Annotated in this window: 13 protein-coding genes; 5 read left to right on the forward strand and 8 right to left on the reverse strand. The window is 67.6% G+C overall.

The window, feature by feature from the left end:
• Positions 1–341: 341 nt before the first annotated feature.
• Positions 342–1,886, reverse strand: a complete 1,545-nt coding sequence (gene guaB, locus ACFXNW_RS25365) for an IMP dehydrogenase (RefSeq protein WP_379420292.1) — start codon at positions 1,884–1,886, stop codon at positions 342–344.
• Between the two features lie 234 nt (positions 1,887–2,120).
• On the opposite strand from guaB, the gene ACFXNW_RS25370 reads away from it, so the two are divergent.
• Complete coding sequence (locus ACFXNW_RS25370) at positions 2,121–2,534, forward strand: DUF5319 domain-containing protein (RefSeq protein WP_036533470.1); 414 nt, start codon at positions 2,121–2,123, stop codon at positions 2,532–2,534.
• Positions 2,535–2,779: 245 nt separating this feature from the next.
• Here the strand turns inward: ACFXNW_RS25370 and ACFXNW_RS25375 are convergent, their stop codons facing one another.
• The 3 genes from ACFXNW_RS25375 to ACFXNW_RS25385 all read right to left on the reverse strand — a co-directional run bounded on the left by ACFXNW_RS25375 (position 2,780) and on the right by ACFXNW_RS25385 (position 5,515).
• A complete protein-coding gene (locus ACFXNW_RS25375; RefSeq protein WP_379420293.1) occupies positions 2,780–3,880 on the reverse strand; it encodes an anti-sigma-D factor RsdA in 1,101 nt (366 codons plus the stop codon).
• Positions 3,873–4,451 carry a sigma-70 family RNA polymerase sigma factor gene (locus ACFXNW_RS25380; protein WP_280233964.1) on the reverse strand — a complete coding sequence of 193 codons (579 nt, stop codon included), beginning with the start codon at positions 4,449–4,451 and terminating at the stop codon, positions 3,873–3,875. Before ACFXNW_RS25380 ends, ACFXNW_RS25375 begins: the two co-directional genes overlap by 8 nt.
• Positions 4,452–4,615: 164 nt before the next feature.
• Complete coding sequence (locus ACFXNW_RS25385) at positions 4,616–5,515, reverse strand: hypothetical protein (protein WP_379420294.1); 900 nt, start codon at positions 5,513–5,515, stop codon at positions 4,616–4,618.
• Between the two features lie 684 nt (positions 5,516–6,199).
• On the opposite strand from ACFXNW_RS25385, the gene ACFXNW_RS25390 reads away from it, so the two are divergent.
• The 3 genes from ACFXNW_RS25390 to ACFXNW_RS25400 all read left to right on the forward strand — a co-directional run bounded on the left by ACFXNW_RS25390 (position 6,200) and on the right by ACFXNW_RS25400 (position 7,678).
• Positions 6,200–6,493: a WhiB family transcriptional regulator gene (locus ACFXNW_RS25390; RefSeq protein WP_379420295.1), complete on the forward strand. Its 294-nt coding sequence runs from the start codon at positions 6,200–6,202 to the stop codon at positions 6,491–6,493.
• 356 nt (positions 6,494–6,849) lie between these two features.
• Positions 6,850–7,425, forward strand: a complete 576-nt coding sequence (locus ACFXNW_RS25395; protein ID WP_379420383.1) for a sigma-70 family RNA polymerase sigma factor — start codon at positions 6,850–6,852, stop codon at positions 7,423–7,425.
• A 1-nt stretch (position 7,426) separates the two neighbouring features.
• Positions 7,427–7,678 (forward strand): hypothetical protein, encoded by a 252-nt coding sequence (locus ACFXNW_RS25400; RefSeq protein ID WP_379420296.1) that lies wholly within the window; start codon positions 7,427–7,429, stop codon positions 7,676–7,678.
• Positions 7,679–7,810: 132 nt separating this feature from the next.
• Here the strand turns inward: ACFXNW_RS25400 and groL are convergent, their stop codons facing one another.
• Complete coding sequence (groL, locus tag ACFXNW_RS25405) at positions 7,811–9,421, reverse strand: chaperonin GroEL (RefSeq protein ID WP_379420297.1); 1,611 nt, start codon at positions 9,419–9,421, stop codon at positions 7,811–7,813.
• 103 nt (positions 9,422–9,524) lie between these two features.
• Entirely contained in the window at positions 9,525–9,827 is a 303-nt protein-coding gene (gene groES, locus ACFXNW_RS25410) for a co-chaperone GroES (RefSeq protein ID WP_163827378.1), read from the reverse strand.
• 603 nt (positions 9,828–10,430) lie between these two features.
• On the opposite strand from groES, the gene ACFXNW_RS25415 reads away from it, so the two are divergent.
• Positions 10,431–12,020 carry an Hsp70 family protein gene (locus ACFXNW_RS25415; protein WP_379420298.1) on the forward strand — a complete coding sequence of 530 codons (1,590 nt, stop codon included), beginning with the start codon at positions 10,431–10,433 and terminating at the stop codon, positions 12,018–12,020.
• Positions 12,021–12,101: 81 nt separating this feature from the next.
• Here the strand turns inward: ACFXNW_RS25415 and tsaD are convergent, their stop codons facing one another.
• Together tsaD and rimI are read right to left on the reverse strand one after the other, a co-directional pair.
• Positions 12,102–13,145 (reverse strand): tRNA (adenosine(37)-N6)-threonylcarbamoyltransferase complex transferase subunit TsaD, encoded by a 1,044-nt coding sequence (gene tsaD / locus ACFXNW_RS25420; RefSeq protein WP_379420299.1) that lies wholly within the window; start codon positions 13,143–13,145, stop codon positions 12,102–12,104.
• Positions 13,142–13,636: a ribosomal protein S18-alanine N-acetyltransferase gene (gene rimI / locus ACFXNW_RS25425; protein ID WP_379420384.1), complete on the reverse strand. Its 495-nt coding sequence runs from the start codon at positions 13,634–13,636 to the stop codon at positions 13,142–13,144. The genes tsaD and rimI overlap by 4 nt, the downstream gene beginning before the upstream one ends.
• Positions 13,637–13,652: the final 16 nt, after the last annotated feature.

Here is a 13,652-nt window from a genome sequence, read left to right on the forward strand (position 1 = left end):
GCTCCTGTGTTTATTTGCCGCTGGCGCGGCGTGTTCGCGGCCCCCTGGTGTCTCGCGTTTCCGCGCGAGACGGGCCGCGAACGGGGCTCCTCGAGGTCGCCCCTCCGTTGTATGGACTTGCGGCACTTTTGCATCGCAAGCTCGCGTCCGTGGTCGTGCCACGGGCTGGTTTCTGTTTGTGGTGGTTACGGCATCGCTGTGCCGTCACCGATAACGAACGATACCCACCGTGGCCCGGCCGACGGTCGAGGGCATGCCGATGCGACCCGGACGAACTGGGTTCGAACGCTCGGGTCGCACCATGCCCGCGCCGGTGGTGCGGGCAGGCGACGGCGGCTCGGTCAGCCGCGGCCGGTGTAGTTCGGGGCCTCGACCGTCATGGTGATGTCGTGTGGGTGGCTTTCCTTCAGACCGGCCGCGGTGATCTGCACGAACTGCGCTTCCTGCAGATGGGCGACTGAGTCGGAACCGGTGTAGCCCATGGCCGCGCGCAAGCCGCCGACGAGCTGATGGATGACCTGGTTGACCGGGCCACGGAAGGGCACCCGGCCCTCGATGCCCTCGGGGACCAGTTTGTCCTCGGCGAGCACGTCGTCCTGGAAGTAGCGGTCCTTGGAGAAGGACTTGGCCTGGCCACGGCCCTGCATGGCGCCGAGCGATCCCATACCGCGGTAGCTCTTGAACTGCTTACCGCCGACCAGGATCAGCTCACCGGGCGATTCGGCGGTGCCCGCGAGCAGCGAGCCGAGCATCACGGTGGACGCGCCCGCGGCGATGGCCTTGGCGATATCACCGGAGAACTGGATGCCGCCATCGGCGATGACCGGAACACCGGCGGGCTTGCACACCGCCACGGCCTCCAGGATCGCGGTGATCTGCGGAGCACCGACGCCGGCGACCACACGGGTGGTGCAGATCGAGCCGGGGCCGACGCCGACCTTCACCGCGTCCGCGCCCGCCTCGACCAGGGCCAGCGCCCCGGCCCGGGTGGCGATATTGCCGCCGACCACCTGGATGCGGTCACCCACCTCGGCCTTGACCTTGGTGACCATCTGCAGCACCTGCGCCTGGTGGCCGTGCGCGGTGTCGACCACCAGCACGTCCACTCCGGCATCGGCCAGGGTCATCGCGCGCGACCAGGCGTCCTCACCGACACCGACCGCGGCACCGACCAGCAGGCGGCCGTCGCGGTCCTTGGTGGCGTTGGGGTACTGATCGGTCTTGACGAAGTCCTTGACGGTGATCAGGCCGCGCAGCGTGCCCTTACCGTCGACGATCGGCAGCTTCTCGATCTTGTGCCTGCGCAGCAGGCCGAGCGCGGCCTCCGCCGTGACACCCTCCTGGGCGGTGATCAGCGGCGCCTTGGTCATCACATCGGCGACCCGGCGATCCTGGTCGACCTCGAAGCGCATATCGCGGTTGGTGATGATGCCGACCAGCGCGCCGGTCTCGTCCACCACGGGCAGGCCGGAGATGCGGAATCGCGCGCACATCGCGTCGACCTCGGCGAGGGTGTCGGTGGGACGACAGGTCACCGGATCGGTCACCATGCCCGCCTCGGACCGCTTGACCGTCTCCACCTGGCCTGCCTGGTCGGCGACCGACAGATTGCGGTGCAGTACGCCCATACCGCCCGCGCGCGCCATCGCGATGGCCATCCTGGCCTCGGTGACGGTATCCATTGCCGAGCTGCACAGCGGGGTACGCAGCCGGATCTCCCTGGTCAGCTGGCTCGAGGTCTCGACCGAACTGGGAATGAGATCCGACGCCGCGGGCAGCAGCAGCACATCATCGAACGTGAGGCCGAGCATGGCGATCTTGTTCGGATCGTCACCACCCGTATGAGGGCGGACAGCGCTTCGTTCGCCCGTTACGGGATTACTCATTCGGATCGACCCCTCCTGGACGTCGACAGAGCCGCGAAGGCCGAGATAGCCGTGCGGACTGTTTCATGGGATGGACTGTGCGGATCTGACACCGCCGACGGGTTGTCGGGTACGCGTCGGCGCGTTTCACCTATGGTATCTGTCCGGTGGAACACGCCATCAAGTGAGGCCGTTGCCGAAACTGGCGGCGCGCATAGCTGGCGCAGACCGCCCTGTTCTGCGTACCGTGGGGATGTGCGTGACCATCTACCACCTGGCTTGCCGCCGGATCCATTCGCCGGAGACCCCTCCGACCCGTCGGCCGCGCTCGATGCCATCGAGCCGGGCGAACCGCTGGATCCTCATGAGCGCCTCGCGGTCGAGGAAGATCTCGCCGACCTCGCAGTGTACGAAGCACTACTCGGCCATCGTGGCATCCGCGGCCTGGTGGTCAGCTGTGAGGACTGCAGGCAGGATCACTACCACGACTGGGACATGCTGCGCGCCAACCTACTTCAGCTACTGGTCGACGGAACGGTCCGCCCGCACGAGCCGGCCTACGATCCGACTCCCGAGGCCTACGTCACCTGGGATTACTGCCGGGGCTACGCCGACGCTTCGATGAACGAGGCATTCCACGGCGACGGCTTCGACGGTTTCGACAGCTGATTCTCTTCTCGGTCGGCCACACTCGGCCCGACCCTCGGTCCCCCACGCGAATACGCCACGCGGAGACCATGAGCGCCGCTTCGCCACGTGCGCGAGATCATGATGTGCGGCATATCACCACACTTCCCACGGCCTGGAATAACGGCCGGAAAAAAAATACCGACCGCCCCTCGGCGATCGGTTTCACCCGTCTTCGGATCCCGCTTCAGTTCTCTTGGCCGTTGACCACATCGAGGCGCGACCGGTTAACTCGTGCTTCCGCCCGTCCCCGGAGTCCCGGTGTTGCCACCGGTCGGCGGCGAATCCGGGAGGGTGGTGACGACCGGCGGCTCGATGACCGTCGGCTGCGACACGGTGGTCGGCGTCACCGGAGGGGTGGTCACCGGCGGCGTGGTCGGCTCGACAGTCGGCGGAGTGCCGGTGTCCTCGGGGGCGGTCGTCGGCGCCGTGGTGTCAGGGGCGGTGGTCACCGGCGGCGGCTTGGTAGCCGACACCGACGGATCCACGCCCATGATCGTCGGCGCGGTGCTGCCGTCACCTGGCCGCGTCGTCTCGCCGGGCTTTGTCGTCTCGCCGGGCTTGGTCGGCTCGGTAGTCGTCGCCCGGGGGTCGGTCGTCGAACCCGGCCGCACCTCACCGGGACGCGACTGCTCCAGCTGAGCCGCCGCCTCCGGCGACAGGCCACGCAGGTCGTTCAGTAGTCGCTCCCAGCGATCCATCAGATCGCCGCGCTTGGCCGGATCATCGACCTTGGTCGCGTTGGCGGATGCCTGCTCCAGCCGTGCCCTGGCTCGCTCGGGATTGCCCTGGTCGATCAGTTCCTGTGCAGCCGCCAGATCGTCGTCGGCGCGCTGCACCACGGTCGACTGGGCCTGCTCGCTGAACACGACCTCTTTGAACCGCCACAGCGGGTCGCCGGGCTCGGCGTTATAGGAGAAGGCCGTCATACCGCCGAACACCAGCGCCAACCCGGCGGCGGCGCCGGCGATCGGACGCACCAGCCGCAGCCGGTTGGTCGTCCTCGCACCGACTCGCGCCTGTCGCGCGCCGATTTCTTGATTGACCGCCGCGACCACCGTGTCGAGATCCGGTGCCTCCGGAATCGGTGGTGTGACGATCTCTGCCCGCCAGTCGGCAAGCAAAGCCGCCAGCTGGAACTCTTCGGTGCTATCGGTCTGTACCGGCCCGTCGCTGGCGATGGCATCAATCAGCGCGTCGTCGCGGCGTACTGCCGCGATGTCGACCGGAGCGTTGTCGCCAGAGGACCCCTCGGCGTAGGGACCGCTGTCCCGCGATCCACGTCGCGCCCTCCAGTCACCCCGACCGCGTCCGCCATCCCTAGCCATACATTTCACCTGCCCTCGCCACTTGTGACTTCAATTTCGCGAGTGCCCTGTGCTGGGCGACTCGAATCGCTCCCGCCGTACTGCCCACGGCGGTCGCGGTTTCTTCTGCTGACAAACCCATGACCAAGCGCAGGATCAGGATCTCCCGATGCTTCTCCGGAAGCGTGGCAAGCAAACGGTTCATCTGCCTGCTCGTTTCGGATTCGAGAGCGCGCTGCTCCGGCCCGTGGTCGGTGGATATGACATCTGGTACTTCGGCCATCGCCTCCGCCTTGTTACGTGAGGCGTTGCGATGAGCGTCGGCGACCTTGTGCGAAGCGATTCCGTATACGAAGGCCATAAACGGCCTGCCCTGGTCTTGATACCTGGGCAGGGCTGTCATGACCGCCAGACAGACCTCCTGCGCAACGTCGTCCGCAGAGAGTGATCCACGCTCCGCAGCTCCGATCCTTGCCCGGCAATAACGCATTACCAGCGGGCGGATCAACTCCAGTACCTGAGCTAGAGCGGATCTGTCGCCCTGCGCAGCGGCAGTGACGGCGAGGTCCAACTCTTCGCCCGTGTTCGACATCGTCAGAGAATTTCCTGGCGTTACAAGTGGCACGGCCGGGTGTCGACCGATGCTTCCGCGGGTGCAGCGGAACGGATCTAACAATAGCGATACCCGTTGGCGAACCGGGTAACTGCGTCATCAACTGATCATCGGACCGGGTCGATCCGGAGGTTCGCGAACCCTCAGCGGGCGCCCGCCGGGCGGAAGTGCCCACCGAGCCGTTCGATGGTGATCGCGCATTCTGCGGCTTCTCGCTCGGCCGCACTGCGATCGATGTCACGTCCCGGCAGCCCGGTCCGCAACATGGCGCAGGCCCAGCGCAGGGGCAGCAGTCCGTGCTCGCGGCATTCGGTGGCTACCGTCTCGGCAAGCTCGCTCGCATCGCCGCCGTTGGCCGCGGTGGCGGCCGCGACCAGCAGACGCGACTTCACCCGATGGCGCATCGAGGGCCCCTGCTCGGCCAGCGCGAGCGCGGCCTCGGCATGGGGTGTGGCCTCGGACAAGCGGCCGGCGGCGAGCGCGGTCTCGGCGCTTACCCAGCACAGCCGGATGGCGAGCCGCAGCCTGCGCGGATCGGGGGCGTCGGCGTCGGCGAGCAGTACCCGCACCCGGCCGAGCAGACGGGTGGCGAGATCGGTTCGACCGGTGCCGAGCGCGTCGGCGGCCAGACCCGTCAGGGCGTCACATGCGGCGTCGAATCGGTCGGGCCCGCAGCCTTCGCCCAAGGACACCGACAGCTCACCCGCGCGGTCCGGAGCCGGACCGGGGAGCACAAGCGCGGCCGCGGCACCGTCGTGGCGTGCGGCCGCGGCGTGCCAGCCGAGCTGACGCAACAGCGAGCCGCGGGTGGAGGCGGCGAGGGCCGCGAGTACCGGATCGGTGCGGTGGACCGTGAGGCCACCGAGTTCGGCGCGGGCCGCGGCGTAGCGGCCCTGACCGCCGAGCACGACTGCGCGCAGCCATCCTTCACGGGCGTCACGCGCGAGCGGCAACTCGGCAGCGGCCACTGCGGGGTTGGCACCGAAGGCGGCGTCGACCAGGAGCGCGCAACGGTCATCTGGGCGGGGATCCGGGACGAACACGGCCGCACTCTATCTCGGCGCCCACTACCGCCACCGCATCCGGCGAAAGATCGGAGCCGACGAGCAACCGATCAGCATTTCTTTGCGGGAGTGCACAGCCGGAGGGAATGCGGAGGTTCGCGCATCATGTTTCCATCAGGTAAAAACCACCCCGGCAATCGCCGGGCATGCACCCCATGAATTCATATGCGTTTCTAGCAATTAACCCGCGCGCCCCGTTATCGCCATCTCCCCCGACTGCGGTCACACCGGCCGGTGAACCGGATCACCGCCGACTCCGGCACACCGACGTGACGACTACCCATCCAACGCTCGAAACCAGGCCACTACCTGCGCGAATCCGCCGACGTCGAAGACACGGCAGCACAGCACCGTTGGGCCAACCGGCCATTATCTCCGGAAGCGTCGTTAAAAGTAAACAGCGAGAAGGTTAAATTTGGCCGCCGAAGATTTGCGAAACCGCTGCGCCGAACTATTGACGGAAATTCGCGGCGGGACCTAACGTAGCTCATCGCCACGGACGGCGCCGCGCGAAATTGCAGCGACCATCATTGGCGGGCTCTCGGACGACATACGCCGCACCGTGGCCGAATGTGCTCGGCCGGACGACCATCCGCGCCGAGTGACCGTTGCAGATCACCTGCTCGACAACGCCGACGAGCTCGCACCACGAGGAGTTCATACATGCCCATGCCCACCCACCTTCCCGGACCGAACGCCGATGTCTGGGATTGGCAGATGCGCGGATCCTGCCGCGGCGTGGACTCCGCGGTGTTCTTCCATCCCGACGGCGAACGCGGCCGTGCCCGTACCGCGCGCGAGATGCGCGCCAAGGAGATCTGCCACAGTTGCCCGGTGCTGATGCAGTGCCGCAGCCACGCGCTCAAAGTCAGCGAGCCCTACGGCATCTGGGGCGGCCTGTCCGAAACCGAGCGCGAGACCCACGCCCGGCGTAACCGCCGTCGTGTGGCGGTCTGAGAAGCCGCTGGTCACGATGACGCGCCCGAGTCAGCGGGCCATTGTGAATCCCTTCCCATCCGCACCACGCAGGGCGCCGAATCCCTAGCAACAACTGCCGACCAGCACCATGGGTTCGAGCCGCGCACTGGCACACAGTCGTTCGGCTCGCACGCACGACAACGCCCGTCAGGCCCCCGGTCACCACCGGGTGTGCCTGTCGGCGTCGAACGCACGCTGTTTCACAGGCCCCTGCCGGGCGAGCCCGATAGCGGCACGCTACGGTAGTGACCGATGACACAGAATGGAGCGTTGTGACAACGCGGCCGCCGGCCGCAGAGGGCGACTCGTTCAGTGGAGAAGCCTTTCCACTCAGTGTGGAATCTGCGGTCTCGGCACGCGCAGCGGAAAGCATCGAACTCGCCGCGCTTTTACACAGGTGTGGCCAGTCCGACCAGGAAGCCTTCGCCGAGCTATACGACCGAACGTGTGCGCGCGTCTACGGCCTGGTGTTGCGCGTCCTGCACGACCCGGGCTATGCGGAGGAGACCGCACAAGAGGTCTATCTCCAGGTCTGGCGAACGGCGGCGAGTTTCGATCCCGACAAGGGTTCGGCCGCCACCTGGCTGATGACGTTGGCACATCGCCGCGCCGTCGACCGGGTGCGCGCCGAACAGGCCCATACCCAACGCGAAGTCGCCTACGGGATACGGGTTCTCGGCAACGAATTCGACGAGGTCACCGAAGAAGTCGAGCGAAAGTTCGAACAGCAAGCGGTACTGGACAGCCTCGGCACACTGACCGAAACACAGCGGGAAGCCATCTCGCTCGCTTACTACGGTGGGCGAACCTACGCAGAGGTGGCCAGCCATCTCGGCGTAGGGTTACCGACCGTTAAGTCCCGAATTCGGGACGGCCTGACACGACTGAAGAAAAGTTTGGGGGTGACGTGAGATGAACGAACGCCAGATCGATCTCGCGCACACCGTCGCGCTCGGATCGATCGACGACGAAGACCATCAAGCGGTACAAGAACTGCTCGACAGTGAAGACCCTGCTCGGCGTGCCGAGTTCATCACCGAAGTGCATTCGACCAGGGAAGCTCTCGCAATGCTCGCCGTCGCGACGGCTCTCCAGCCGCCGACGGCGCTGCGCGGGCGGCTGCTCACCGCGATCTCCGCGGAGCAGCCGCCGGTCGCCTCCTGACTTCTCCCCGGATTCTCCCGAGATTTCCCGCGTTCCGGCCCTGACGGCCGAAAGACGAACGGACCGTTCACGTCCGCGGGGAACATGAACGGTCCGCTCGATCACCTGGCCCGATGGCCGCCGATCAATCGATCAGTGACTGTGGCCGTGTCCGTGATGGTCGCCCTCGTCCGAGGCCGGCTTGTCCACGATGGCACTCTCGGTGGTGAGCACCATCCGCGCCACCGATGCGGCGTTGATCACCGCGGAACGGGTCACCTTCACCGGATCGACGACACCGTCGGTGAGCAGATCGCCATAGCTGAGGGTGGCGGCGTTGAAGCCCTCCTTGCCCTCGGTGACCTTGCTGACCACGACCGAGCCATCGACGCCCGCGTTGGTGGCGATCCAGAACAGCGGCGCCCGCAGGGCCTGCCGCACGACCTCGACACCGACCGCCTCGTCGCCCGAGAGCGAGTCGCGCAGTTCGACGAGCTTGGTGCCTGCCTGCACCAGCGCGGTACCGCCGCCGGGCACGATGCCTTCCTCGACCGCTGCCTTGGCCGCGCTGACCGCGTCCTCGACCCGGTACTTGCGCTCCTTGAGGGCGGTCTCGGTGGCCGCGCCGACCTTGATCACCGCGACGCCACCGGCCAGCTTGGCCAGCCGCTCCTCGAGCTTCTCCCGATCCCAATCGGAATCGGTCGCCTCGATCTCGCGACGCAGCTGGGCGCCGCGGGCCGCGATGTCCTCGGCGGTGCCCGCACCGTCGATGATCGTGGTGTCGTCCTTGGTGACGACGACGCGACGCGCGCTGCCGAGCACCTCGAGGCCGGCCTCACGCAGGTTGATGCCGAGGTCGGGGTTGATCACGGTGCCCGCGGTGACGACGGCGAGGTCGTCGAGGAACGCCTTGCGGCGGTCACCGAAGAACGGCGCCTTGACCGCAACGGCCTTGATCGTCTTGCGGATCGCGTTGACCACCAGGGTGGACAGCGCCTCGCCCTCGACGTCCTCGGCGATGATCAGCACCGGCTTGCCGGACTCGGCGATCTTCTCCAGCAGCGGGAGGAAATCGGGCAGCGAGCTGATCTTCTCGCGGTGCAGCAGGATGTAGGCGTCCTCGAACGCTGCCTGCTGAGTGTCGGTGTCGGTGACGAAGTAGGGCGAGAGGTAGCCCTTGTCGAACTGGACGCCCTCGGTGACCACGAGCTCGGTCTGCAGCGTCGAGGACTCCTCGACGGTGACAACGCCGTCCTTGCCGACGGTGGTCAGCGCCTTGCCGACCATCTCGCCGATCTCCTCATCACGCGAGGAGACGGTCGCGACCTGCGCGATGGCCTGCTCTCCGGAGACCGGGGTGGACAGGGCCAGCAGGGCTTCGGAGACCGCGTCGGCGGCCTTGGCGATGCCCGAGCCGAGACCGATCGGGTTGGCGCCCGCGGCGATGTTCTTGAGTCCGCCGCGCACCAGGGCCTGCGCCAGCACGGTGGCGGTGGTGGTGCCATCGCCTGCGACGTCGTTGGTCTTGGTGGCGACGCTCTTGACCAGCTGGGCGCCGAGGTTCTCGAACGGGTCCTCGAGATCGATCTCGCGCGCGATGGTGACACCGTCGTTGGTCACGGTCGGGCCGCCGAATGCCTTGGCCAGCACGACGTGCCTGCCGCGCGGGCCGAGGGTGACCTTGACCGCGTCGGCGAGCTTGTCGACGCCGCGCTCGAGAGCCCGGCGAGCCTTCTCGTCGAACTCGATCTGCTTTGCCATATGTGTTCGCTCCTGTGTTTCGGTGCGCTGTCACAGTGCGCGGAACGCACTCCGCCCCGGGCCAGAACTCGACACCGGGGCGGAACGCATGCGCAGCGATGACTTACTTGCTGACGACAGCCAGCACGTCGCGCGCGGACAGGATCAGGTATTCCTCACCCTGGTACTTGATCTCGGTGCCGCCGTACTTGCTGTAGATGACGGTGTCGCCCTCCTGGACATCGAGCGGGATGCGCTTGTCGCCATCCTCGTCCCACCGGCCGGGGCCGACGGCGACAACGGTGCCCTCCTGCGGCTTTTCCTTCGCCGTGTCCGGGATGACCAGGCCGGAGGCCGTCGTCGTCTCGGCCTCGTTGGCCTGGACGAGGATCTTGTCCTCGAGCGGCTTGATGTTCACGCTCGCCACGTTGAGCCCTCCACTTTCAGGGGATTTACGGTCGTCCGGGACTGTTGTCCCTGACCATCGGTTCGGTCACAATGCCGACCCTGCGCACAGCCCCGTCGTCGCGGGTGCCGGGACCTGCTCAGTAGTCGAACTCGGCACTGACACACATCACACAGCGCCACTAGCACTCTATACACGCGAGTGCCAGCGCTCAAGGGCGGGAGGTGCCAACCTCCCGGCGTCGAGCCGGATCGAGGGAACAACGATCGCCGCAGCGCAGGGCCGATCTATACATTCGGCGCGCCCCCAGCTCCGAGGGCTTCCTATTACTTCACAAAATCTGTAACGTTCGGATAACGGATTGTGACAGTATTGACGACGGTCGCTCAGCGGCCGCCGTGTTCATCACGAACCGGCGTCCTGCCGAACGACAGGTCGTCACGAACGATCCGGACAGCTGCACAGAGCCACAGCAACACCTGATCCACGGCCGTCTCCGCGCCTACCAGGCAACGAAACGGTCCGGATAGCGAACCCGGTTCGATCGTGACCCACACGGCGTTCCGGGAGTCCATTCGAGATGGTCGCCCGATACCAGGACCATCCGCTCGAAGGGAGGTGAACATGCGAACATCCCTCGGTATCTCGGCCGGGAACGAGGTGGTGTGCTCGGCGCTCGTCGCCACCGCGACCAACGGGGCCCAGAGCTTCGACTACCGCGTCGTGTCGGCGGAGGCCCACTCCGATCTCGGCGATCTCGTCGCGTCATCGATCGAACTGATGACCACCCAGCTACCTGCCACCCATCCGCACGATACGGGCGCGGCAGGGGCTCGGTACGCGGGCACGCATGCCTACAACCTCGACGCGGCCCTCAGCCGTCCACCCACCGCCGTCGCCGTCGCCTACCGCAGCAAGGCTCAGGCCCAGGCCATTCGATCGGCCACCGGCAAGCAGCACGAGCTCCAGCTGGTCCCCGAAGCCACCGCCGCCCTCGCCTACCTGCGCCACACCGGTCTCGTCGACCGGTATCGCACCGTCGCGCTGGTCGATGTCGGCGCTTCCGGGGTCACCGTCACCGTCGCCACTCAGGCCGACGGCACCATCCTGCATTCGGCTCGCACCACCACCGTCAGCGGCAACGCGATCGACGAACTCATCTACCACCATCTGGTCGACGCCCACTACGCCCGCCGGGGCACCCGGCCCAATCGGAGCATGCTCACCAACCGCGGCCGCGCGGCCAAGGAACACCTGTCCATCGCGCCCGCGGTCACCATCGACCATGTCGCCGGGCGCCCACTCAAGCTGACCCGCACCGACTTCGAAGAACTGATCGCCGATCAGCTGCGCGAACTGGCCGCGTTCACCGCGGTGACCTTCGGGCGCGCGCCCGAGCGTCCGGAGGCGGTCGCGGTGATCGGCGGCGGCGCCAATGTTCCCGCCGTGGTCGACACACTGCAGCACGAACTCGACGTCCCGGTGCTCACCATGCCGGACCCGGACGCGGTCATCGCCAAGGGCGCGGCCCTGGTCGCCGATGAGGCCCAGCCCGCCGCGGGCCCCGTCGCCGCGCGCGGTTCGGACGCGCCGGTGGGCACGTTCACCAAGGTCGTCGGCACGCTGGCCGGCGCGATCGTCGTCGTCGGGCTGGTCATCGGCTACGGGGTGAAAGCGCTCGCCCCAACCTCCGGTGAGGAGGTCTCCCCCGCGGGCACCACCAGCAGCACTCAGCTGCCGCCACCGATGACGGCCTACCCGCCTGCGGTTCCCGGCAGCGCCACCACCGGCGGCGTGCGCGAGGCTCCGCCGATCCGGCCCACCGGCACCACCGTCGCGCCGAGCAGCCCCGATGAGGTGCCCGACACCACCGGCGTCACGCCGACCACTCCGCACGCCTCGCCGTCGCAGCCGACGCTGCGCCCGGACCCGAACCTGCCGCCGATCCCGTTCCCGGAGCTGCCGGAACTGCTCGGCCCGCTGTTCCCGCCGACCACCACCCCACCGTCGGGTTCGGGAGCAGCTCCGGACAACAACCGGCAGGGCGACACGGATTCGGAACCGACCACCAGTGGCACACCGACACCGGGTGCGGCGCCGAGTTCTTCGCGGCCGAGCAGTTCACCCGCTCAGGCGCCCGCAGACGGTCGTATTCCGGTGCCACGAGTCGGCACCGGGTCCTCCGATGGCCGGCCGATGGCTCCGACGGACTGAAACACGGCGCCCTGCAACCACGTCGGTGTCAGCTCGTCCGATATGAACCGATGGCGTCGACGGACGCAACGTCCGCGCCGCTCAGGAAATCTGGCTGACCGAGACCGGTAGGCCCGGATCGGTCGCCACGGTCAACGGCGAGGGCTGCGCGCCACCCGCGATCACATGGGCGCCCAACGCCGCGATCATCACGCCGTTGTCGGTGCACAGCCGAGGCTTCGGCACCCGCAGCTCCAGACCGGCCGCCGCGCAACGCTCTTCGGCCAGTGAGCGGATCCGGGAATTGGCCGTCGCGCCACCGCCGAGCACCAGCGTGCCGACACCGACGTCCTGCGCGGCACGCACCGCCTTCATGGTGAGCACATCGGCGACGGCTTCCTGGAACGAGGCGGCGATATCCGGGATCGGCAGATCCGCGGCGGCCACCCCGTCACGCTGCGCGGCCTCGACATAGCGGGCCACCGCGGTCTTCAGGCCGGAGAAGGAGAAGTCGTAGCGCGGGTCACGCGGGCCGGTCATACCGCGCGGGAACGCGATCGCCTTCGGGTCACCGGCAGCTGCGGCCGCATCGAGTGCGGGACCGCCCGGGAATCCGAGGCCGAGCAACCGGGCGACCTTGTCGAAGGCCTCGCCCGCCGCGTCGTCGACGGTGCTGCCCAACTCGACGATCGGCTCGGCCAGATCCGTGACGTGCAGCAGATGCGTGTGCCCACCCGAGACCAGCAGCGCGACACACGGCGGCATCGGACCGTGTTCGAGGGTGTCCACCGCGACGTGCCCGCCGAGATGGTTGAGCGCGTAGAACGGCACGTCCCACGCTGCCGCGTACGCCTTGGCGGCGGCGACACCGACCAGCAGCGCACCGGCGAGGCCGGGACCGATGGTGACCGCGAGTGCGTCCGGCGCGACGATGCCCGCCGTGGACAACGCGCGCCGCATCGCGGGCACGATCGCCTCCAGATGCGCGCGTGAGGCGATCTCGGGCACAACACCACCGAACCGGGCGTGCTGATCCACGCTGGAGGCGACCTCGTCGGCCAGCAGCTCACAACTGCCGTCCGGGTTGCGCCGGACGATGCCGACACCGGTTTCGTCGCAGGAGCTCTCGATACCCATGACGATCACGACAGCACCTCGTCCGGTCGGTTCGCGTCGCCCCACTCGGTGGTCATCGACGACAGCGCGGGCCTGCGCATCGTGTACGCGTCGGCACCGCTGGGGTGGTAGTAGTTCTTGCGCAGCCCGATGATGTGGAAGCCGTGCTTGGCGTAGAGCGCGATGGCCGCGGCGTTATCTGTACGGACCTCGAGGAACACCGGCCCGCCGCGTCGTCCGGCCTCGGCGAGCAGCGCCTCGAGCAGTTTGGTGCCGACCCCACCACGATGACATTGCGGGTCGACGCCGATGGTGTGCACCTCGGCCTCGGGGTGTTCGGCGTCACCGAGCAGCGCGATTCCGGCGTAGCCGACCATGCGGCCGTCGTCGTCGCGTGCGGTGATGTAGCGGTTGTGCCGTGCCGCCAGCTCCGACCGGAACGAGATCGCATGCCACGGATCGTCCTCGGGAAACAGCAACTGCTCGAGCTCCACGCAGCGGTCGATATCCCCGACGGTCATCAGTTCGATGCGGATG

It is taken from the genome of Nocardia sp. NPDC059180 (assembly GCF_042754945.1).
Lineage (GTDB): Bacteria > Actinomycetota > Actinomycetes > Mycobacteriales > Mycobacteriaceae > Nocardia.

Excerpts from the sequence above, each read along its gene's own strand:
- ACFXNW_RS25375 (WP_379420293.1), bottom strand. The coding sequence starts at position 3,880 with ATGGCTAGGGATGGCGGACGCGGTCGGGGTGACTGGAGGGCGCGACGT.
- guaB (WP_379420292.1), bottom strand. The coding sequence starts at position 1,886 with ATGAGTAATCCCGTAACGGGCGAACGAAGCGCTGTCCGCCCTCATACG.
- rimI (WP_379420384.1), bottom strand. The coding sequence starts at position 13,636 with ATGACCGTCGGGGATATCGACCGCTGCGTGGAGCTCGAGCAGTTGCTG.
- groL (WP_379420297.1), bottom strand. The coding sequence starts at position 9,421 with ATGGCAAAGCAGATCGAGTTCGACGAGAAGGCTCGCCGGGCTCTCGAG.
- ACFXNW_RS25390 (WP_379420295.1), top strand. The coding sequence starts at position 6,200 with ATGCCCATGCCCACCCACCTTCCCGGACCGAACGCCGATGTCTGGGAT.
- ACFXNW_RS25415 (WP_379420298.1), top strand. The coding sequence starts at position 10,431 with ATGCGAACATCCCTCGGTATCTCGGCCGGGAACGAGGTGGTGTGCTCG.
- ACFXNW_RS25400 (WP_379420296.1), top strand. The coding sequence starts at position 7,427 with ATGAACGAACGCCAGATCGATCTCGCGCACACCGTCGCGCTCGGATCG.
- ACFXNW_RS25380 (WP_280233964.1), bottom strand. The coding sequence starts at position 4,451 with ATGTCGAACACGGGCGAAGAGTTGGACCTCGCCGTCACTGCCGCTGCG.